Source organism: Paraburkholderia sp. RL17-347-BIC-D, assembly GCF_046027915.1.
GTDB lineage: Bacteria > Pseudomonadota > Gammaproteobacteria > Burkholderiales > Burkholderiaceae > Paraburkholderia.
The window spans coordinates 79,520-101,325 of sequence record NZ_JARESS010000001.1 but is presented as its reverse complement, the minus strand read 5'-3'; the positions used below and the strand labels follow the sequence as shown (position 1 = coordinate 101,325).

General features: G+C 60.5%; 21 protein-coding genes. 8 read left to right on the top strand and 13 right to left on the bottom strand.

The window, feature by feature from the left end:
• Positions 1-49: 49 nt before the first annotated feature.
• Positions 50-997, bottom strand: a complete 948-nt coding sequence (locus P0D96_RS00500; protein WP_408176075.1) for a LysR substrate-binding domain-containing protein — start codon at positions 995-997, stop codon at positions 50-52.
• 97 nt (positions 998-1,094) lie between these two features.
• Here P0D96_RS00500 and P0D96_RS00495 point away from each other — a divergent pair, with 97 nt between their 5' ends.
• Positions 1,095-3,164, top strand: a complete 2,070-nt coding sequence (locus tag P0D96_RS00495) for an oxidoreductase (RefSeq protein WP_408310749.1) — start codon at positions 1,095-1,097, stop codon at positions 3,162-3,164.
• A gap of 42 nt (positions 3,165-3,206) precedes the next feature.
• Positions 3,207-4,796, top strand: coding sequence for an ABC transporter substrate-binding protein (locus tag P0D96_RS00490; RefSeq protein WP_408310747.1), 1,590 nt, complete (start codon positions 3,207-3,209; stop codon positions 4,794-4,796).
• A 129-nt stretch (positions 4,797-4,925) separates the two neighbouring features.
• Here the strand turns inward: P0D96_RS00490 and P0D96_RS00485 are convergent, their stop codons facing one another.
• Complete coding sequence (locus P0D96_RS00485; RefSeq protein ID WP_408176071.1) at positions 4,926-5,348, bottom strand: hypothetical protein; 423 nt, start codon at positions 5,346-5,348, stop codon at positions 4,926-4,928.
• Positions 5,349-5,643: 295 nt separating this feature from the next.
• Between P0D96_RS00485 and P0D96_RS00480 the strand changes: the two genes are divergently transcribed.
• On the top strand, positions 5,644-6,111 hold the full coding sequence (locus tag P0D96_RS00480; RefSeq protein ID WP_408176069.1) for a GNAT family N-acetyltransferase: 468 nt from the start codon (positions 5,644-5,646) through the stop codon (positions 6,109-6,111).
• Positions 6,108-6,782: an FMN-dependent NADH-azoreductase gene (locus P0D96_RS00475; RefSeq protein WP_408310743.1), complete on the top strand. Its 675-nt coding sequence runs from the start codon at positions 6,108-6,110 to the stop codon at positions 6,780-6,782. Before P0D96_RS00480 ends, P0D96_RS00475 begins: the two co-directional genes overlap by 4 nt.
• A 98-nt stretch (positions 6,783-6,880) precedes the next feature.
• Here P0D96_RS00475 and pdxR read toward each other — a convergent pair whose 3' ends face one another.
• Positions 6,881-8,410 (bottom strand): MocR-like pyridoxine biosynthesis transcription factor PdxR, encoded by a 1,530-nt coding sequence (gene pdxR / locus P0D96_RS00470; RefSeq protein ID WP_408310741.1) that lies wholly within the window; start codon positions 8,408-8,410, stop codon positions 6,881-6,883.
• A gap of 190 nt (positions 8,411-8,600) precedes the next feature.
• On the opposite strand from pdxR, the gene P0D96_RS00465 reads away from it, so the two are divergent.
• On the top strand, positions 8,601-9,353 hold the full coding sequence (locus P0D96_RS00465; protein ID WP_408310738.1) for an SDR family oxidoreductase: 753 nt from the start codon (positions 8,601-8,603) through the stop codon (positions 9,351-9,353).
• Between the two features lie 251 nt (positions 9,354-9,604).
• A complete protein-coding gene (locus P0D96_RS00460) occupies positions 9,605-10,168 on the top strand; it encodes a hypothetical protein (protein ID WP_408176062.1) in 564 nt (187 codons plus the stop codon).
• Positions 10,169-10,238: 70 nt separating this feature from the next.
• Here P0D96_RS00460 and arsH read toward each other — a convergent pair whose 3' ends face one another.
• The 5 genes from arsH to P0D96_RS00435 form a co-directional block, all read right to left on the bottom strand.
• A complete protein-coding gene (gene arsH / locus P0D96_RS00455; RefSeq protein ID WP_408310735.1) occupies positions 10,239-11,003 on the bottom strand; it encodes an arsenical resistance protein ArsH in 765 nt (254 codons plus the stop codon).
• Positions 11,000-11,425 (bottom strand): arsenate reductase (glutaredoxin), encoded by a 426-nt coding sequence (gene arsC, locus P0D96_RS00450; RefSeq protein WP_408310732.1) that lies wholly within the window; start codon positions 11,423-11,425, stop codon positions 11,000-11,002. Before arsC ends, arsH begins: the two co-directional genes overlap by 4 nt.
• Positions 11,422-12,507 (bottom strand): ACR3 family arsenite efflux transporter, encoded by a 1,086-nt coding sequence (gene arsB / locus P0D96_RS00445; protein ID WP_408310729.1) that lies wholly within the window; start codon positions 12,505-12,507, stop codon positions 11,422-11,424. The genes arsC and arsB overlap by 4 nt, the downstream gene beginning before the upstream one ends.
• A 105-nt stretch (positions 12,508-12,612) precedes the next feature.
• The gene (locus P0D96_RS00440; protein ID WP_132374118.1) at positions 12,613-12,945 is read right to left on the bottom strand and encodes an ArsR/SmtB family transcription factor; all 333 of its coding nucleotides are present in this window, start codon (positions 12,943-12,945) and stop codon (positions 12,613-12,615) included.
• 146 nt (positions 12,946-13,091) lie between these two features.
• On the bottom strand, positions 13,092-13,784 hold the full coding sequence (locus P0D96_RS00435) for a TetR/AcrR family transcriptional regulator (protein ID WP_408310726.1): 693 nt from the start codon (positions 13,782-13,784) through the stop codon (positions 13,092-13,094).
• A gap of 105 nt (positions 13,785-13,889) precedes the next feature.
• On the opposite strand from P0D96_RS00435, the gene P0D96_RS00430 reads away from it, so the two are divergent.
• Together P0D96_RS00430 and P0D96_RS00425 are read left to right on the top strand one after the other, a co-directional pair.
• A complete protein-coding gene (locus tag P0D96_RS00430; RefSeq protein ID WP_408310723.1) occupies positions 13,890-15,431 on the top strand; it encodes an FAD-dependent monooxygenase in 1,542 nt (513 codons plus the stop codon).
• A 14-nt stretch (positions 15,432-15,445) separates the two neighbouring features.
• A complete protein-coding gene (locus P0D96_RS00425) occupies positions 15,446-16,582 on the top strand; it encodes an FAD-dependent oxidoreductase (RefSeq protein ID WP_408310720.1) in 1,137 nt (378 codons plus the stop codon).
• 143 nt (positions 16,583-16,725) lie between these two features.
• Here the strand turns inward: P0D96_RS00425 and P0D96_RS00420 are convergent, their stop codons facing one another.
• The 5 genes from P0D96_RS00420 to P0D96_RS00400 form a co-directional block, all read right to left on the bottom strand.
• The gene (locus tag P0D96_RS00420; protein WP_408287625.1) at positions 16,726-17,250 is read right to left on the bottom strand and encodes a YceI family protein; all 525 of its coding nucleotides are present in this window, start codon (positions 17,248-17,250) and stop codon (positions 16,726-16,728) included.
• 792 nt (positions 17,251-18,042) lie between these two features.
• Positions 18,043-18,930, bottom strand: a complete 888-nt coding sequence (locus P0D96_RS00415; protein ID WP_408310717.1) for a LysR substrate-binding domain-containing protein — start codon at positions 18,928-18,930, stop codon at positions 18,043-18,045.
• A gap of 514 nt (positions 18,931-19,444) precedes the next feature.
• Positions 19,445-21,091 (bottom strand): cation/acetate symporter ActP, encoded by a 1,647-nt coding sequence (gene actP / locus P0D96_RS00410; protein ID WP_408310714.1) that lies wholly within the window; start codon positions 21,089-21,091, stop codon positions 19,445-19,447.
• Positions 21,092-21,109: 18 nt separating this feature from the next.
• The gene (locus P0D96_RS00405; protein WP_408310711.1) at positions 21,110-21,406 is read right to left on the bottom strand and encodes a DUF485 domain-containing protein; all 297 of its coding nucleotides are present in this window, start codon (positions 21,404-21,406) and stop codon (positions 21,110-21,112) included.
• Between the two features lie 196 nt (positions 21,407-21,602).
• A complete protein-coding gene (locus P0D96_RS00400) occupies positions 21,603-21,806 on the bottom strand; it encodes a tautomerase family protein (RefSeq protein WP_172162416.1) in 204 nt (67 codons plus the stop codon).

The window sequence follows — 21,806 nt, the reverse complement described above, 5'->3', positions numbered from 1 at the left end:
CGCCGCACGGGCGCTGATCGACTCTCACGTTCGGCCCGTGCTGCCAGCATCAATTCAATGCGCCACTCCTTATCCGTTCCAGCGACGCCAGTATCGGCGCGACCTTCGCCAGCTCTGCGCGCATCTCGTCGATCAGCCATTGGGACACCTTGCGCACCGATCCCGATGGCTCGCGCGTACGGCATTCCAGCACGTAATTGCAACCCGTCTCCACCAACCGGTCCGACGCCGGCACGACCGCCCCTGTATTGAGCGGCGCGGCGACCGCGAGAAGCCAGCCAAGCAGCGCCCCGTGCCCGAGCATGGCGCCCTGCAGCGCGAGGCCCGGATCGGAGTAGCTGGCGTGTTTCGCGGATGCATGGTTCATCACCCGCGTCAGCTCGAAATAGTCGGCCCACGTATGCGTCGTCGGCTCGAGGTGAATCAGCGTGTGACCGCCCGCCTGACGCGGCGCGTCGAGGGGGCCGTGCTCCGCGAGATAGCCCGGGCTGCACACGGCGATGATCAGCTCCGGACAGAAACAGAGCGCATCGTGCTCGGAACCGGGCTTATGCAAACGAATGCCGAGATCGGCACCGTCGAGCGGACCGTACAGGCGGCTTGCCATCACTTGCAAGCGCAGGTTCACCGAAGGAAACGCATGCTGAAAGCGCTCGAGGCGCGGCAGCAGCCACTGCGACGCGAACCCGCTGGAGATGGAGAGCGTGACCGTCTCGCTCTCTTCCTTGCGGCTCTTCAGTTCGGTGATCGTGTCGCTCACCTGGCCGAAACCCAAGGCCACCGCGACGTGCAGTTTCGCGCCCTCGTCGGTGAGGGCCAGTCCGGTTTTTGTGCGCGCGAACAGCTGGAAGCCGAGCGCGTCTTCGAGACGCGCCACCATGCGGCTCACCGCGACCGGCGTCACGTTCAGTTCGAGCGCCGCACGCGTGAGGCTCATGTGACGCGCGGCGGCCTCAAAAACGAGCAACGCCTGAAGCGAAGGAAGTCTAAGTCCCATCTGCTAACACCATGTTATCCACGTTGACGAACATGTAAATTGACGCGCTTTCGGGGCAACTCTACTTTGTCGGCAGACCCATCGAAAGAGTCCCGACATGACAGAGCACAACGCGGACGAAGCGCGGCCAGCCGCTTCGTCTGATCCCCTGCTGCAACCGCTGACGCTCAAGCACCTGGTGCTGAAGAACCGCGTGATGAGCACGAGCCACGCGAGCCGTCTCATTCAAAACGAATTTCCGCAAGAAGTCTATCAACGCTATCACGAGGAAAAGGCCAAGGGAGGCATCGGGCTCACCATGTTCGGCGGCTCGTCGAACGTGAGCATCGACAGTCCCAACACGTTCCAGCAGATCAACATGGGCGTCGACGAAGTCGTCCCGCATCTGCGACACTTCTCCGAACGCGTGCACGCCCACGGTGCCGCCCTGATGTGTCAGATCACCCATCTCGGCCGGCGCGGCGATCCGTACGCCGAACCGTGGCTGCCGATGCTCGCGCCGTCGCCGCGCCGCGAAACGCTGCATCGCGCGATCCCGCAAGCGATGAGCGAGCACGACATCCAGCGCATCGTGGCCGACTTCGGACGCGCGGCGCGCCGCTGCCTGGAGGGCGGGCTCGACGGCCTGGAGACGCATGCGGGCGGCCATCTGATCGGGCAGTTCCTCAACCCGGCCGTCAACTTGCGCAGCGACCGCTATGGCGGCTCGGCCGCGAACCGGTGCCGCTTTGCGATCGAGGTTCACGAGGCGATCCGCAAGGAAGTCGGCGATGCCTATCCAGTCGGCTTGCGCTTCGCGCTCGAAGACGGCTGCAGCTTCGAAGAAAGTCTGGAAATGGCCCGCATCCTGCAGCAGAGCGAGCTTTTCGACTTCTTCAACGTGGTCTACGGACGCATGGACACGAAGATGTCGCTGGTCGTCAACAGCATGCCCGGCATGTTCATGCCGTCCGCGCCGTGGCTCTCCAAGGCCGCCGCGTTCCGGCGCGCGGTGCGGCTGCCGGTCTTTCACGCCGCCAAGATCGCCGATCTCGCCACCGCGCGCTATGCGATCGGCGAGGGCCTCATCGACATGGTGGGCATGACGCGCGCGCACATCGCGGAGCCGCATCTCGTGCGGCTCATCGAGACGGGCCGCGAGGAGGCCGCGCGCCCTTGCGTCGGCGGCTCGCATTGCCGCAATACGAAGGCGACCTGTATCCACAACCCGGCGACCGCGCGCGAAACCTTCCTGCCGCACGACATTGCGCCGGCTGCGGCGCCTCGCCATGTGCTGATCGTCGGCGCGGGGCCGGCCGGACTTGAAGCGGCGCGTGTGTGCGCGAGCCGGGGCCATCGGGTCACGCTGCTCGAAGCGGCCGACCGCGCAGGTGGACAAGTGCTGCTCGCGGCATCGGGAAGCTGGCGCAAGGATCTGATCGGCATCGTCGACTGGCGTCTCGCCGAACTGGAACGGCTTGGGGTCGACATCCGCTACAACCAGTACGCCGAACTCGGCGACGTACTCCAGGAGCGCCCGGACGTGGTGATCGTGGCGACCGGCGGCACGCCCGATCTCGACGCGCTGCCGGGCGGCGAATCGTGCCGCTCGGTGGTCGATGCGTTGTCGGATACACCGCCGAGAGCCGGCCGCGTGCTCGTCTACGACGGCACCGGCCGTCACAACGCCTATCTATGCGCCGAGCGCTTCGTGTCGGCGGGACTCGACGTGCGCCTCGCCCTGCTCGACGCGTTGCCCGCGCAGGAAACCGGCGGCAAGGGCGACGACCTCGTGTGGATGCGCAACCTCGAAAAGTGGCAGGTGCCGATGCGCGCCCATCTCGAACTGGTCGAAGTGCGGCGCGAAGTGCAGCAGGACAACGCGGGCATGCTGCGCGCGATCTTCAGGCACCAGTTGACCGACGAACTCGTGGAGCTGGAAGCGGAGCATGTGGTCGTCGAACGCGGGACCCTCGCCGTGGACGATCTCTTCGAGGCCGCCCGCGTGCACTCGGTCAACGACGGCCAGATTGACCTCGCCGCATTCGCACGCGGAAACGCGCAGCCGGTCTTGCAGGCGGCAAACGGCGACGCGCAGTTCCATCTTTACCGGATCGGCGACGCGGTGGCGTCGCGCGACATCCATACAGCGATCTATGACGCGTATCGCCTCTGCGTCGCGATGTAGGCGAACACCCTTCCCGCTCGATCAGAACTCAAAGGACAGACCATGGCCATGCCTCCCGACAGCGATAATCCCGACCTCGAACGCAGGCGTGCCGTGAAAACGCTTCTCGCGGCCGGCGCCGCCGCAACCGCAGGCTGGTCCGCATGGGCCGGCGCGGCCACGACCGCGACTGCGGCCGCCGCTGCGAAGCCGCGTCAAGGCGGCATCCTGCGCGTCGCGACGGCCAACCAGTCGCAGTCCGATTCGCTCGATCCCGCGAAGGCCTCGCATACCGCCGACTACTCGCGCATGTTCATCTTCTACAGCGGCCTGACCGAGTTCGACAGCAACTTCAAGGTGCAGAACGCACTCGCCGAGTCGTTCGACACCAGCGATCACAAGCGGTGGACCGTCAAGCTCAAGCCGAACGTGCATTTTCACGACGGCAAGCCGCTCACGGCGGACGATATCGTGTTCTCGCTCTCGCGCCACAAGGACCCGATGACGGCGTCGAAAGCCAAATCGATTGCCGATGCCATCGACTCTGTCAAGGCGACAGGGCCGCTACAAGTGGAGATCGTGCTGAACGCGCCCAACGTCGATCTGCCCGCGCTGCTCGCCGTGCCGCATTTTGTCATCGTCGCCGCCGGCACGAAGGATTTCTCCAAGGGCAACGGCACGGGTCCGTTCGTCTGCAAGGAATTCATGCCGGGCGGCCGATGCGTCGGCACGCGCAATCCGAACTTCTGGAAGCCGGGACTGCCGTATCTCGACGAAGTGCAGCTCGTCGGCATCGTCGACGATGCCGCGCGTCTGAACGCACTGCTCGCCGGCGATATTCAGCTCGTCTCGCCGGTGCCCGCCAGGGACGTCGAGCGCCTCAAGCGCGCCGGCGGCTTCGGCGTGCTCGAAAGCCAGTCGGGTCTCTACACCGATCTCATCCTGCGTCAGGACGCGACGCCCACCCGCAACCCCGAGTTCGTCCAGGCGATCAAGTCCCTGCATGATCGCGAGCGCATTCAGAAGACACTGCTGCGCGGCTATGCGACCATCGGCAACGATCATCCGGTTCCCGCGTGGCACCCGTACTATCTCGCAGGACTGCCGCAGCGCACTTACGACCCCGACCGCGCGAAGTCGCTCATCAAGAAAGCCAATCTGTCCGGCACGGCGGCGGAAATGGTGGCGCCGCCTTCGATCGAATCCGCACTCGATTCCGCACAGATGTTGCAGCAAGCCGCGATGCAGACCGACCTCAAACTCGACGTGCGCCGCGTGCCCGCTGACGGCTACTGGTCGACGCACTGGATGAAGCATCCAATGACCTACGGCTCGATCCTGCCGCGGCCGACGCTCGATCTGCTCTACACGCAATTCTTCAAGTCGGATTCCGTGTGGAACGAGTCGGGCTGGAAGAATGCGCAGTTCGACGAGCTTCTGGTGCAGGCGCGCCAGGAGAAGGACGAAACCAGGCGCAAGCAGATGTACGGCGATATGCAGACCATCGTCTACGAGAAAGGCAGCATCATCATTCCTGCGTTCATCAACTTCATCGACGCGCATAGCAGCCATGTCAAAGGGCTGGCCGGTTCGCCTTCGGGACGCTTGATGGGCTACCGCTTTGCGGAATTTGCCTGGCTCGACGCTGCGTGATCGAGCGTTCGCGGGTGCCGTAACTGGCCTCGCGAATGCCAGCGGCGCCTAAGAAAATGCTCGCCCGTTCGACGAACCTGCCTCCGCAAAAGGGAGGCGTCACGGAGGGAAGTGATTGCGCCTCGTCACTCAGAAGCGATTGGTATAGGAGATCGCGACGGTGTGGCCGCGCGTATCGCGACTGAGGGTAATGGCCCAGTTGGTCAGCAACGCCCCCGACAACGCGCCCGCCAGGTCCGCAACCAGATCCTTGTAGGAAAAGCCGCTGCTACGGCAGGTGCCGTCGATGCCTTCCTTGATCAGCCCAGGTACCGTGCCGATGAGTGTGCCGTAAATGACGGGATGCTCGGTGTCGCGTGTCAGATAAGCGCCGAGCGCACCGAAAGGCGCCGAGACCGCGAAATGCTTCAGCTTGTCGCTTTGAAACCAGCCATCCGATGTTTGAAAGCGGTATCCGCTGCGTCCGCCGTCGCAGTCCACATCGGCGTGCGCGGCAGCACTTGCCGCGAGCATGATCGCGAGTGAGATGCCGTGTCCCCATGTTGTCAACATGTGTTACTCCCCGTTTGTTTTTTCGATTTGGTTTTTTCGGGGACGCGCACCGAGCCGGTACCCGTATTGCGCCGTCACCCAGTCTTGAGTTCTACAGAGGCGATGCGCAGCACAATGTGCGCCGGATGACTAAACTTCCGCCATGTGTGTGCGCTGTGCCGCAGATATGGACGCCGTCCGGTTACCTGGCGGCACACCGCATGCGCCGGATGGCTCGGTCGAATTGTGGATTCTTGGCTCTGTTGACCGAGCCGTGAGCGGGGTATCGTGAGCATCGTTCCCTGTGGAGACACACATGCCCGCCTCGCTTCGCTTCGTTCACCTCGACACGCCCGATGCGCTGCTGCCCGCATTCGACGTCATGCGCCAGTTGCGCCCGCACCTGACGGACGCGCCCTCGTTCGCCGCGCAGGTGGCCAGACAGCATGCCGAAGGCTATCGCCTGCTCGCTGCGTCCGACGCGGGCAGCATCGTCGGCCTCGCCGGTTATCGCACGCTGACTAATCTGCTGTATGGCCGCTTCGTCTATGTCGACGATCTGGTTGTCGATGGCAGCCTGCAGCGTGGCGGCGTCGGCGCGCAACTGCTCGACGCGGTACGGCAGATTGCGCGCGAAGCCGGCTGCGCGCAATTCGTGCTCGACACGGGCCTGCACATGCCGCTTGCGCAACGCTTCTATTTCCGCAATGGGCTACTCGCTCGCGGCATGCACTTCGTCGAACCGCTCGCCTCTCTTTCCCATCCTGCCGGACTAACGTCATGAGAATTTTGCTGCTCAATGCCAGCCCGCATGGCGAGGCGAGTCACGGCTACCGTTTCGCCGACGAGATCGTCGGCATGCTGCGCCGGCACGCCACGCCCGCTGCATCGGCCATCCAGGTGATCGAACGCGACCTGGCAGCCGCACCGCTGCCGCCGGTCGCCCGCGACTATGCCCGCGCTGTCACGTCGCGTACGCCGGATAACGCGCAATTCGACGTCTCGGAGCAACTGATCGGTGAAATCGAAACGACGGATGCACTCATTATCAACACGCCGATGCACAACTTCACGGTGCCGGCAGCGCTCAAGCTGTGGATCGACTACACGCTGCGCATTCATCGCACGTTCGCCTCTACGCCGGAAGGCAAGGTCGGACTGATGCGCGACCGGCCGAGCATCGTGATCGTCGGTTCGGGCGGCGTGCATAGCGGCGAACGCGCGCGGCAGCCGGATTTCCTGACACCGTATCTGCGCTACGCGCTCGGCTCGATCGGCATCCAAAGCGTGCAGTTTCTTCTCCTGCAGGGGCTCGTAATGGGCGAAGCAACGGTGGCCGAAGCGCTCGATGCGGCGCGCGCCCAACTTACCGGAGATGCAGTGTTCGCCTCGCTCGCCGCGCTGGCGGCCGGCGAAGCGACGGCGACGGCTGGTCCGGCTGCGCGGAGCGCATAGAGCACGCGGACGGAAAGCGTTCCGAGAGCGCTCTTGTCGCATCGTGCGAAGGCGTGCCGCGCCGCGCCAATTCGCGATCTGGAGACATACCCCGCGCGTCAGCCGTCCAGACACGCACGCAACGTTCGCGCGAGACGGCCTGCTTCATCCGCATCGGTAATGTTAGCGAAGCCCATCACGAGGCCGCGCAGCGTGCGCCGCGCGCGGCCATTCGCGTACCAGATCGAAAGCGGCAGCACCGCGAGCCCCGCCTCGCGGGCGCGCGCGGCGACGGCGACATCGTCGACCGGGCCATTGGGGCCTTCGGCGAACTGCACTGCGAACTGAATTCCACCTGGCGGCAAATCGACAATCAGCCGTTCGCCAAACGCCTGCTCTAGCGCGCGCACGATCAGCACGCGCCGCTCGGCGTACAACGCGCGCATGCGCTTCAGATGCCGCGCAAAATGCCCCTGCCCAATGAAATCCGCGACGGCGGCCTGCAATAGCGTCGGCGATCCGGCGTTCATGCTGCGCGCCACCCGCCCGACGCGCTCGACGGCCCGCTCCGGCACCACCACATACGCGAGCCGCAATCCGGGAAACATCACCTTGCTGAACGTGCCGCAATAGATCACGCGATCGCGCCGGTCGAGGCTCTTTAAAGCCGGCAAGGGCCGGCCCAGATAGCGGAACTCGCTGTCGTAGTCGTCCTCGATGATCCAGCGGGACGCCTTCCCTGCCCAGTCCAGCAGCGCCATGCGTCTCGCGAGCGACAGCGTGTGCCCAAGCGGGCTTTGATGCGACGGCGTGACCATGGCGAAGCGCGCCTGCGCATCCAGCAGTGTGCCGCGCTCGACGTCGATCCCTTCGCTATCCACCGGCACCGGCACGAGTTGCACGCCGGTCTCGGCGAGAAAACCGCGCGCCAGCAGATAGCCGGGATCCTCGAACCACACGCGATCGTTCGGGCGGGCGAGACTGCGCAACACGAGTTCGAGCGTCGCACGGTAGCCGCCGGTCACGAACACCTGTTCCGGCAGGCAGGTCACGCCGCGCGACAGCCCGAGATAGGTGGCGATATGTTCGCGCAGCGGCCGGTAGCCGGCCGGGTCCGGATACGCGAGCATCGCGCGTGCGCCGCTGCGCGCGCGCTGCGCAACGAGCCGGTTCCAGACCTTGGTTGGAAACGCGTCGAGCGCGGGCAGCCCGGGTTGCAACGGCCTTGGCTCGCCGCTCATGGTGACGGTGACGGCCAGCTGGCGCGCCGCCACTTGACCATCGCGCGATTCAATTGGCGTCCGCGGCGTCGCGGCACCTTCAGCGCCTTGACTGCCGCGAGCATCCTGAACACCTTGCGCACGCGACGAGCGCATCACCGATGCCGGCAGCGACGGCGATACGAACGTGCCCGCCGCGCCGCGCATCTGCAGGTAGCCCTCGTCGACGAGGATGGTGTAGGCGAGCTCGACCGTGCCGCGCGCCGTGTTCAGCTGCGTGGCGAGGCCGCGCAGCGCGGGCACGCGATCGCCGGGACGCAGATGCCCGGCGGCGATCGCGGTCCTGAAGCGCTCGCAGATCTGCAGATAGATCGGCAACTGCTGCTGTCGATCGATTTCGATGGTCAAAGCGGGAGTCGGTACGGTCATGACGGTCTCGCGGGCAAGGTGAGCGGCAAACGGGCTGGACTAGTCGGGTCGATAATTCTTGGCACTTTTCGATCGAGCATGATTCTTCCACAATGGCCTCACGCGATGCGACGGCGACGAACACTTTTACGCGATACGCCACTCGCCCGGCGCCCCGCGCGTTCCTTTACTCCCTTCTGGAGAATTTGCCATGAAAATCGTCGTAATCGGTGGGTCCGGCCTGATCGGATCGCGTCTCGTCGCGCTGCTCAGCGAGGCGGGCCATGAAGCACTCCCCGCGTCGCCGCGTACCGGCGTGAACAGCGTGACGGGCGACGGCCTGAGCGACGCGCTCGCGGGCGCGGACGTCGTCGTGGATGTGACGAACGCGCCGTCATGGGAGCCGCAAGCGGTACTCGACTTCTTCCGCACCTCGGCGCGCAACCTCGGCAACGCCGAAGCAGCCGCAGGGGTGCGCCATCACGTCGCGCTATCGATCGTCGGCTGCGACCGCTCGCCGGAGAACGCGTATTTCACGGCCAAGGTCGCGCAGGAAGAGGTGATCAAAGCCGCGGGCGTGCCGTACACGATCGTGCGCGCGACGCAGTTCATGGAATTCATCGGCGGTATTGCGGATTTCAGCACGGACAGCGGCACCGTGCGCATCGGCGAAGGACTGTTTCAGCCGATCGCCGTCGACGATGTCGTGGCGAACCTCGCGCAGGTCGCACTCGCCGCGCCGCTGAACGGCACGGTCGACATCGCCGGCCCGGACCGCGCACCCTTCGCGGAAATCATCGCGCGTTATCTGAAATCGGTGGGCGACGCGCGCCCGGTGGTGACGGATCGCGCCGCGCGGTACTACGGCGGCCTCGTCGAGGAACAATCGCTCGTGCCGCTCGGCGACGCGCGGATTGGCCGCGTCGGGCTTGACCAGTGGCTGGCGCAGGCTAAAAAGAGTTGATTGCACGCGTCGATCTTCTTCGTGCGAAATCCCTCTGCGATGCGCAATGCCAGGTGGTTCCTTTTTCAGCCCACGCCGTGAGCGCCATGAATGTAGTTGAGGACGAGCGATCGGTTTAAAGCAGCGCACCTGGAATAAACAGACGCCTCGAGTGTTCCGTTAACGTCGAGGCTTCAGGAGATACCGTCTCGTTTTGGACGGAGCGCTCAATCCTCGCCTAAAGTTCATATCCATTTCGCTGGGTGACAAAAATGCCGAATGTGAAGAAGCACTACACGATAGAAGAAGCCATGGGAGCGATTGATCGTAGCAACGGTCACGAACTGACAAACGGGCCAGGCTCACCCCGCCCTGTCGGACAAGTACCTGACGGTCGAATCCCTTACAACAATACCGGAAAAAAGCAAGGGCATGAATACATGCACCGGGGACACATCGAGCAACGAAATCATAGTGGCGACCACCCGTCAGGCCTCGTTGCGCTTAAACCGCTCCAAAAGAATATGCTGAAAAAGAGCCGTACCGAGAATCGGTATACGTCCGCCCGGCTCACTCAATATCTGCTGAACAGCACACAGGGACAACAAGCGCTCGACGAGTTGGACAATAACGTCGGCAACCCGCAGAAATGGATCCAAAACATTCCGGTAACAGACGGCACAATTTACGGGTTTGAGCAAAACGGCGACGTACCTAAACAGGTTACGAGCGCTGCGATCAATATTCGCAAAATCGGCGGCGAGTTATTTATCGCCTCCGTCTATCCAATGGGATTTTCCGGCGAACGGGATTACGAGTTGGATACCTTTTTCTGATCTCGATTGAAGGCAACGGCTGCTGGGATTGCCTGGCGCCGGCATCGGTTCTTCGCGATCCTCGCAGATGTCACTCAGTTTCGCTGTCGTCGGTGTCCGCATTCGCGGTCACCGTTTCCTGATTCATGGCGGCGGCTGCCAGCGTCGTTGCAAGCTCCGGGTGCGCTTCCTTGCGCTCGCTATAGCGATCGTTCAGGTAGTCGGAGCGGTCACGTATCAGTAGCGTAAACTTGTACAGCTCTTCCATCACGTCGACGACGCGATCGTAATACGACGAGGGCTTCATCCGGCCATCCGCATCGAACTCCTGCCACGCCTTCGCCACCGAGGACTGATTCGGAATGGTCACCATCCGCATCCATCGGCCGAGAATGCGCAACGCGTTCACCGCGTTAAACGATTGCGATCCGCCGCACACCTGCATCACCGCGAGCGTACGGCCCTGCGTAGGGCGAACACCACCGCTTTCAAGCGGTAGCCAGTCGATCTGGTTCTTGAATACGGCCGTCAGTGTTCCGTGACGCTCCGGGCTGCACCACACCTGCCCTTCCGACCACTCCGAGAGTTGGCGCAGTTCGACCACCTTCGGATGATCGGCTGGCACACTGTCCGCAAGCGGCAAGCCGTGCGGATCGAACACCCGCGTTTGCGCGCCGAAATGGCGCAGGATGCGTTCGGCTTCCAGCGCGAGCAGCCGGCTGTATGACGTGGGGCGCAGCGAGCCGAAGAGCAGGAGGATTCTTGGGGGGTGCTGCGAAACCGTGCGGGGTTCGAGTTTCTGCAGATCCGGCGAGTCGAGGTGCGGTGCGCTGAGGTTGGGCATATCCTGCGTCATTTGAGGAGCCTCCGGCCTTCGCTATCGACGACCTGCTCGCCGTCCTCTTTGGCGAACGAGCCTCTCTGCCCGGCAGGCAGGATCTCGAGCACGACCTCGGAGGGCCGGCACAGGCGCACGCCAAGCGGCGTAACAACAAACGGACGATTGATCAGAATCGGGTGCTGCATCATGGTGTCGAGCAACTGCTCATCGCTCAGGGACGCGTCGCCCAAGCCAAGGTCGGCGTAGGGCGTACCCTTTTCACGCAGCGCGGCGCGGACCGTCAAGCCGGCGCGAGAAATCAGCCCCTTCAGTGTCTTCCGATCGGGCGGCGTCCTGAGATACTCGATGACTTCGGGCTCGATCCCGGCATTGCGGATCATCGCCAGCGTGTTGCGCGACGTGCCGCAATCGGGATTGTGATAGATCGTGACGCTCATACATTTTGCCCCTTGATGCCGTGTTTCGCTTCGTACCAATGCTGCGAGCGGTTGACCACGCCGACGACGAATAACATCACCGGCACTTCGATCAGCACGCCGACTACAGTCGCCAGGGCCGCGCCTGAACGGAAACCGAACAGGCTGATTGCCGTGGCGACCGCAAGCTCAAAGAAATTGCTCGCGCCGATCAGACTGGACGGCCCCGCCACGCAGTGCGCGACACCGAGCCGCCGATTCAACAGGTACGCGAGGCCCGAATTGAAAAACACCTGGATCAGGATCGGCACCGCGAGCATGGCGATCACGAGCGGCTCCTCGACGATCGCCTGCCCCTGAAAGGCGAACAGCAGCACGAGGGTCGCGAGCAGTGCGCTGATCGAATAGGGACCGAGACGCGCGACCGCCTGGCGGAAATGTGCGTCACCTTCGGCGAGCAGCTTGCGGCGCAGCAGTTGCGCGAGGATGACCGGGACCACGATGTATAGACCAACCGAGATGATCAGCGTATCCCACGGCACCGCGATCGCAGACAGGCCGAGCAGGAGTGCGACGAGCGGCGCGAACGCCACTATCATGATGGAGTCGTTTAGCGCCACTTGTGAGAGCGTGAAATACGGATCGCCCTTGCAGAGTTGCGACCATACGAAGACCATCGCCGTGCAGGGTGCGGCGGCCAGCAGGATCAGGCCGGCGATATAGCTGTCGATCTGATCGACGGGAAGCAACGGCGCAAACACGTGGCGGATGAAAATCCAGCCGAGCAATGCCATCGAGAACGGTTTGACGAACCAGTTCACGAACAGCGTGACGCCTATGCCGCGCCATTGACTCTTAACCTGGGTCATGGCGGCAAAGTCGATCTTGACCAGCATCGGGATGATCATCACCCAGATCAGCACACCGACCGGAAGGTTGACCTGAGCCACTTCCATTGCGCCAATCGACTGGAAGAGCCGGGGTAATAATTGGCCGAACAGAATGCCGCCCACAATGCAGAGAGCGACCCAGACCGTGAGGTAACGCTCGAAAAATCCGATCGTCGGCCGTGCGCCGCCGTTCGCCGTATCAGTGCCGCTCATTGGCTTCCCCTGTGGACTTCTCGCCAATCGCGCGCATTTCTCGCAGTGGCGCTGCGCTAAAGCACATAGTCATCTCGGCCAACTCCACATGGATGTGCATCCGTTTCATGGTTTGTCTCCGCAGCAGCTGACGATGTTGCTTGCCGCACAGGTTGCACCGGCGCAGCAGTTCTCCGTCAGGAAAGCGATCAAGCCCGACATGGCGTCGAAGTTCGCCGTGTAGATGATGAAACGCCCCTCCTGTCGCGGCTTCACCAGGTCTGCATGTGACAGGTCCTTCAGGTGAAAGGACAGGCTGGAAGGGGAAAGCCCAAGCTGCTGAGCGATTTCGCCGGCAGCCATGCCATCAGGGCCGGCCACAACCAGCAGACGGAAGATCGCAAGGCGCGATTCATGGGCGAGCGCGCTCAGGGCGCGTACAACGAGGTTTGAGTCCATGCCCGAACAATAAATCATCCATTTCCATATTTCAAGGATTGTTGAAATGAAGATCGGATTCAGACGAATGGCACTCGATAGCCGAGCGGAGGTCGCGCACGCGAACGTCCACCAGCGCCCGCTCGAGTCGCAGGGTCAGCGCCTGGTCAGCGACCGTGCGATGACTCGATACCGCTGAGGATGAGATCGATCCCGGCGAGAAAATCGACCCGGTCGTCGTGAACGCGCAACTGTCCGGCGAGGCTGCGTGCGAACGGATACTCATTCGGATCAAGCTGGGACCATACGGTCGCCATCGCGTCCAGGAAGTCGGCTCTGTCGACGCCTCGCGTCCGGGCGAACTGTGTGTTGGCGGCGTTCTGTCCAGCGACGCCAAGAATGTAGTGCAGCAGCGCGGACACCGCTGCCCACTGGTCTTCATCGGACACATCAAGCGCGCGAACCTGCTGACCCAGGCATTCGACAATGCGCACCATGGGCAACTGCCCCGCCACACGTGTGAGCGCCGAGCCAACCCACGGATGCGCGTCGATCGCGTCGAACATGCCCAGCGCGAGGGCGCGAATTGTCGCCTGCGGTGTCGCGCCGGCCACGCACGACGCCATCGTGCGAGCGACGATCGCGTCGCAGGCGGCGGTCAGCAGATCGCTCTTGTTCTCGACGTGCCAGTAAATGGCGCCAGCACCAGTAGCAAGCCGTTCGGACAGGGTGCGGAATGTCAGTCCGCTTTCTCCACTGCTGTCCAACAGCGCGATCGACGCCTCGATGATGCGATCCCGCGAGAGCGATTCTTCTCGTCGCTGAGGGCTATGTGGAGTGTTACGTGATTTTTTGGTCATGCCGCATCTTGACACATTTGGAATGTCGTTCCAATATCGTGGAATGACGTTCCATAACTATCTGCGGGGTTCCCGGTGGCGGCCTCCAACATCGAAGGAAGCAGGATGAATAATCCAGTCACGGTCAACCGCAAGCAATCCGCACAGAATCGATCTATTCACGACGTGATCATTTCCGGCGCAGGCCCTGTAGGCTTATTTCTCGCCTGTGAATTGGCCTTGGCCAAATGTTCCGTCCTGATACTCGAAAAGACGAAGGATCCGCACTCGCCATTTAAGCAGCTGCCTTTCGGCATACGCGGAATCTCCGCGCCAACTATTGAAGCGCTTTACCGTCGTGGATTGCTACAGGAACTTGAGATCCATAAACGCCTCAAGAATCCCCACCAAAACTCTGGCGAAGGGTCGCGTCGTCAGGTCGGACACTTCGCCGGCATTCCGTTTCATGACGGCGATATTGACACCTCTCAGTGGACGTATCACCTGCTGAGTTCGACCGCAACCAGTTTGATATCCGAAATGGAAGAGCTTGAAGTGGTGCTGTCTCGCCGCGCAGAAGCCTTGGGCGTCGAAATCAAGCGCGGGTTTCCCGTTACCGACTTTCATCAAGCCGAGGACGGAGTCACTGTTCAGTGCGGAAACCAGACTTTTGAAAGTCAATGGCTCGTGGGTTGCGATGGAAGCCGCAGTGTTGTTCGCAAGGCAGGCGGTTTTGAATTCGTCGGTACTGAGCCAGAATTCACCGGCTACACGGCTAAAGTCGACATTGCCGATCCGGAGAAGCTCAAGTCGGGCCGAAACGTGACACCCACAGGCATGTACTTGCAATCGCAGCCAGGTTACCTGGTGATGCAGGATTTTGATGGCGGCGCATTTCATAGCGCAGGAACGCCAATCACGCGAGAACACGTGCAGGAAGTTCTACGCCGCATCTCGACCACCGACGTGAGTATCAATGGCTTGCACATCGCGGCCACGTGGACGGACCGGGCACGGCAGGTAACAACCTATCGCAACGGACGGGTTCTTTTAGCTGGCGATGCCGCGCACATTCATGCGCCGCTTGGAGGTCAAGGGCTCAATCTTGGACTCGGCGACGCCATGAACCTGGGCTGGAAGCTCGCCGCCACCATCAAGAGGAAAGCGCCGGAAGGCTTGTTGGACAGTTATCAGACGGAACGACACCCGATCGGTGCACGGGTTCTGGACTGGTCACGCGCCCAGGTCGCAATCATGAGACCCGACCCACAAGCCCGCGCACTTAATGCAATTATCCGCGACCTGATGAACACGCGCGATGGTGCCACCTACTTTGCAGGAAGGGTGTGGGGCGTTTTCACAAACTACAATCTTGGTGGCGGCCATCCCCTCGTAGGCCATAGCGTTCCCAACTTTGAGTTCGAAGACGGCGCAACAATCGGTGAGCTAATGCGCGATGGCCGAGGCGTACTGCTTGATTTTCACAGCAACGCTTCGCTCAAAACTTTGGCGAACTCAGATGACGATCGAATCAAGTACGTTTCTGGCCGGGCGAAAGAACAATCGGGCTTGAGCGCTGCACTGGTACGTCCTGATGGGATTATTGCCTGGGCCTCTGACAACGACCCGGATTACAGCGAACTCCAAAAAGCCGCGGCTCGCTGGTGAAGGACGGAATCAGGATGAATACTCCAGTCACAATCATCGGTGCCGGGCTCGGCGGCCTGACACTCGCTCGCGTTCTCCACGTTCACGGTATTGCAGCGACGGTCTACGAAGCGGAAGCCTCGGCAACCGCTCGCGCGCAGGGAGGATTGCTCGATATCCACGAATACAACGGGCAGCTCGCACTTAAGGCAGCGGGGCTCTTCGACGAATTCCTCAAGATCATCCGAACTGGCGGCGAAGCGACCCGGGTGCTCGACAAGGACGGCAATGTCCTGATCAATGAGCCCGACGACGGTACAGGCGGTCGCCCTGAGGTACACCGAGGAGACCTTCGTCGGATTCTGCTTGACTCACTTCCTGCCGACACGATCCGCTGGGGACACAAGGTCACAGCGGTCCGTCCGCTCGGCGACGGCCGGCACGTGTTGACCTTCGCCGATGGCTCGACAGTGACTACCGACCTCCTCGTCGGCGCAGACGGCGCCTGGTCGAGAGTTCGTCCGCTTCTTTCCAAGGCTAAGCCCGCATATCTCGGCGTTTCATTCATTGAGATGTACCTGTTTGACGGCGACACCCGTCACAAGGCAAGCGCTGAAGCGGTGGGCGATGGCGCGCTGTTTGCGCTAGCGCCGGGGAAAGGCATCCTCGCACATCGCGAGTCCGATGATGTGCTGCACACGTACGTGGCCTTGATCAAGCCGGAGGATTGGATCGCTCGCATCGACTTCTCCCACCCGCCCACTGCCTTAGCCCGCGTCGCCGAGGAATTCGACGGCTGGGCTCCGGAGCTCACAGCGCTCCTAACCGATGGTGAGACTGCCCCTGTGCCTCGCACTATCCATGCGCTGCCGGTCGAGCACAAATGGGATCGCGGGCCCGGCGTAACTTTGCTTGGCGATGCAGCGCACCTGATGTCACCGTTCGCTGGTGAAGGGGCCAACCTCGCGATGTACGACGGCGCTGAACTCGGGAAAGCCATCTCCGCCAACCCCGGTGATGTTGAAGCTGCGCTCATCGCCTATGAAAAGGACCTCTTTGCCCGCAGCGCGTCCACTGCTGCGGAGGCTGAACGGAACCTCAAGCTGTTCTTCAACGACAACTCGCCTCAGAGCGTCGTTGAATTTTTCACCAATTACCAGTCCGTCAAGTAGCCCTCGGCACGCCAACAAATCGAGCCCTTTGGCGGGCGCCGGAGGGCGTCCGCCACTCCCTTCCTTAACTGGTTTCTGGACGGCCGTCGTTTGTCGCTGTCATTCCGGAGTTAGCTGGTAAGTTGTCGACGACTGCCTACAGCCTAGTCCGCCTTCACGCCTTCGACTTGAATCTGCAAGCGAGTCAGCGTCTTGAAGCCATATTTAGTGCCCCAAGTCACGCCGTAATCGGCGCGGTCGAATTGCGCGCTGGCTTCCGCACCACACACCTCACGCTTGATCAGCGGGTTGACGAAGCACTTGAACGAATCAATCTTCAACGTCAGCGGCTTGGTCACCCCATGAAACGTGAAGTCGCCCGAGACCTCGGTCGGCGTGTCGCCATCAAAGCGGAGTGCATTGCCTTTGAACGTCGCGGTCGGATACCTGGTGACATCGAAAAATTCATCCGACCTCACGCGCGTATCGAGTTGCGCATTACCGGTGTCAATCGACGCGGTGTCAATCGACACGTCGATCGTGCCAGTCTTCGCAGCGCGGTCAAGTGTCACGACGCCGCTGCTTTTCGTGAACTTACCTCGCCACACCGAAATGCCGCCAAAATGGTCAGCTTCGAAGCTGGGATAGGTGTGCCTCGGGTCGAGGTCGTAAGTCGTCGGGGTCGCCATGGCGGCGCCCGTGATCAGCGCCAGAATGCCAGCTGCAATCAGGTTCTTGTTCAATTCAGATTCCTTGGGTTGGTCTGGTAAGAGTCAAAAAGGCAGCCTGTATATCCACTTTGTCTGGACGGTTCGGGAAGACGAAATCACCCGGGCAAAGATTGGGATGGATCGCGCCAGGTCAGTATTGGAAGAAGGAGCGCCTCGGGGCACGCCGCCGGCGATGTTGAGCACGGACATGTGCCTAACGCTGAAACGTTATCTCGACAATCTGCCTAGTTACATCTGGATTACTAACGAATCTCTCTATGACGCAGTCGCTTTATCGGCGATGTCCATGCGATCATCCTATCCGCGTAACTTGACTATGGCAAGTGAACAGGTTATCCATTCCTTTGCCAACCATGCAACAATGACACCGAGTCAGCGTGGGAAGGGAATCGCAATTGAGCGTCCATAGGCAAGATTTCTGGCCGATGGACTTGATTTTGACTTTCTGAATTCGGAGACGACGCGCGGCGGGAAGGCGGCAAACTGGCTTGGAAACGGCGATGATCCGCTGAACTGGCTCGAACGGCACGCCATTGGATTCAGTTGAAGCGGCAGTCGCGATCCACGCCGATACGACTTCTGCAGAACTCGACGCCGTCGCCGCCAACTGCACTACGCTGTCCGGAGCGCAAATCCAGATGAAAACTGTCGGTCAGAATTCGCTGGAAATCAATACTGCATGACTTCAATCAGACGGGCTGAACCGCGAATCGCCCAGGCTCGCCGCGTAACGTTACTCCCGTACGCCGTCTACGCGGCGACCATCAACGGCCCGAGCTGAGACCGTGCAACGTCAACGAAAGCCTGCATTGCACTCGAGACATAGGCATCATGCCGCCGGATAAACAGTGTTTCGACTTGCGCCTTCTCTGGCGATATAGCGTGGATAGTAACGAGATCCTGTTCCGCTGCCGCGGAGACCACGCCTCGGGGCAATAGCGTGATACCGATACCCGCGGCAACGCATGCGATGATCGCATCCATCGAGCCAAATTCGAGGGGCGCTGCCGTGAGCACCCCCATTTCGGCGAGCAGCGCGTCGAGCCGCTGACGGTACGAGCAACCTGAACGGAAGACAATTGTTTTGAGGTCCTGCACCGATCTGATCGCCTCGAGCGTGCGTACGGTACGCGGCGTAACCAGAACCAACTCCTCATGAAAGACTGTCTCAATGTAAAGGTCCGGATGGTCCAGCGGACCCGCTATAAACGCCCCGTCCAGCCGACATTCCGCAACATCGGCCGTGAGACTGCAACTCGTGCCCGTTGTCAGAGACAGTCGAACCTGCGGATACATTCGAGCGAAGTTACTTAGTATTGGAGAGAGCCTCAACGCCACAGTCGTCTCGAGTGTTCCGAGCGTGAGAGTGCCGCTCGGTGCGCCGTCATCCAGCGCTGCCACCTTGGCATCTGCAATGAGCTTTGCAATACGCGCGGCATACGGAAGCATGCGCTGCCCCGCAGGGGTCATGCTAACGCCGCGCACATGCCTTTGAAAGAGAGCGACCCCGACCTCTCTCTCCAGAGATCGAATTCGCGCTGTCACATTGGATTGAACGGTATTGAGCTCGGTAGCTGCCCGGTTCATACTTCCATGACGAGCTACGGCTTCGAAGACCTTGAGGTCGGCAGCGTCCATGCTTTGCACCTCTATGAAATGTCCACAACCTCGATAAAAGCTTCGATGTCCGGGCGGCAAGCTATCAACAACTTCGGCTCGATAACTTCGTTTTATTCAGACGCTTGCACGACAAACTGATTGAACAGAGTGCAGACCGTCGGCAACTGTCGGAGGCAACCAAAATTCACGAACCGTACGGCGGTTCGCACAGCGCTGCACAGCGAACTTATCTTGCATGCTACACCAAAGCGAAATTGAACATTCGAGGCAAACAGTACCCTTTGGTCGCTTCGCAAACGCGAGAAATAGCGCAGGAACAGAGCAGCGTCGGTGCGACGTTCAGCGCACCGCCGAGCTTGGAGGAGTGCCTGCTTCTATCTGACCCGAAAGTGTACAGAGCGGATCTCGACGATCCGCCCTCGAACTGAGTAACGCGCTATGCGACCTAGTCCTGTGGTCGACCACTCCATCGGATAGCCTCGCGAGTTCGACCACTTAACTGCGACAAAATCTCTGTACGCCACTCCGGGATCTAATGACCAATCGGTCCCGCGAATACCGGAGGCTCCTGTAGAGTCGCACCGCGCGCCCGGTCAGTATCCGCCTGTTTGCTACGGTCCAGTATGGATATCAACCAGCACGTCATAAACGCGAGCGGCATAGTCACTATGGTCGGTGGATCGATCGAGAAAAGTGGCTTCGCATTCCCAATAACATGCACCCAGACGGCTGGGCCTGCGACCGTCAGCAAGATGGCAGAGACCAACCCGACAGTTCCACCCACAACGGCTCCAATCGTGGTCAATCGTTTCCAATAAAGGGCAAGCAGTAACACTGGAAAAGTCGAGCTACAGGCGACCGAGAAAGTAAGTCCAAGCATGTAAGCCACATTCTGTGTCCTGAATGCAATGCCTAATGCCACCGCGATGACCCCAAGAACCAGAGTCGATATCCTTGATACCCGTACTTCATTGGCTTGACTCGCGGCACCTTTGCAAAAGACACGGGCGTAAAGGTCATGCGAAACTGCCGAAGAACCCGCGAGTGTCAACCCTGAGACAACCGCAAGAATGGTAGCGAATGCGACTGCGGAGATAAACCCAAGCAACGCGTTTCCTCCTACCGCCTTTGCAAGGTGGATAGCAACCATATTTACGCCGCCGAGCGGTTTTCCCGCGCCATCCAGGAAGTCCGGATTGGAGGCGACCAGCGCGATAGATCCAAACCCGATGACAAACACGAGTGCAAAGAACAGGTTGATAAATGCACTTGCCCAAAATACCGAGCCGCGTGCAGCCCGTGCGTCGGGAACCGTGAAGAAACGCATGAGAATGTGCGGCAATCCCGAGGTACCAAACATCACCGCAAGACCCAATGAAAATCCCGACACAGGATCTCTCACCAGAAACTGTGGACTGAGGATTGCACTGCCCTTTGGATGAATTTCCACGGCACGCCGCAACAATTCCGAGAAGTTAAAGCCAAAATTTCGCAGCACCAGAAAGCTCATCACAATCGTGCCGAGCAGCAGCAACGTCGCCTTCACTAGCTGTACCCAAGTCGTGGCGACCATCCCTCCGAAGGCCACATAAAACATCATGAGAGCGCCAACAAGAATTTCGGCGTAAACATAGTTAATACCAAACAACAGCTTGATCAGTTGCCCTGCCCCCACCATCTGCGCGATGAGATATAGCGAAGCAATGCATAGCGATGCGCAAGCCGAGGAGATACGAATCGGTGTCTCGCCAAGACGCGTGGAAACCGCATCAGCGACTGTATATTTACCGAGTTTTCGCAGTCTCGTCGCCAGCAGAAACACAACAATTGGCATCCCCGTCGCATACCCTACCGCGTAGACAAGACCATCAAACCCACTACTGAACACCAAAGCTGTCAGACCAAGAAATGCACCGGCTGACATGAAGTCACCCGCGATTGCAAGACCATTTTGCAATGCGGTTATTTCACCTCCGGCTGCGTAGAAATCGTCAGTCGACTTCGTTCGCTTGGCGGCCCAGTAGGTAATAGCAAGCGTCGCCAGTACGAAAGCAAGAAAAAACGCTATCGCCACGCCGTTTCCGGTACCTACGCCGCTCCCAGCAGCAAAGGATCCGGTACTCGCAACGCATGCGGATGCTGAAAGCGCGAGAAAAGCGCCATGTCGAAGAATGTTCATAACGGGTCACCGGGCAATTTACGATTGAAATTCAGCGGAATCGATACGAAATTTTCGCGAATCTGCTGCGTTTTCGATCAGGACATACAACCCGATAAGCAGCACGCTAACGACCAGAATGACTATTCCGTATAGGAACGCAACCGTAACCTCCGACCCATCTATCACCGGCGAAGCGAGCGTTGTCGGCGACACGACGGCAAGAGTAATGAACCCGAAGAACATCAGCACTTCGACGAGCGTCAAAAATATTGCCAGCCCCACTTTCTCACTTCCGGCAGCGACACCGTCGACCGCCATCTTCGCTCGGTTCATTTCTCCTCCATATTCTTTTGTACTACATACTATATATTCCAAAAAAACGTGTTTCTCACCAGACCTGACACAGACAATGCTATGGTTTATCCATATCTTCAATCGTGCTGCATGCACTGCATGCACTGCCTTCCAGCCGCCGGACGCCACGCCCGGCGGAACTCGGAACAAGAACTTAGCGCACAGTTTGGCGCGGCTACCCGGTGGACTTCTTGAAGTCCTCTCCATTGATCCGACTGGAAATGCTGATATTTTCAGCCGGATGTTCGTGCAAGATCACATTGATAATCTTGGGGTCCGATCCGATCGAGTCGTGCGTGACCTGGATGATGTCCCGGATGAGTTGTTCACGTCGTTCTTGCGTAAGACCGCTCTTGATATGGCATTCGATGAAAGGCAC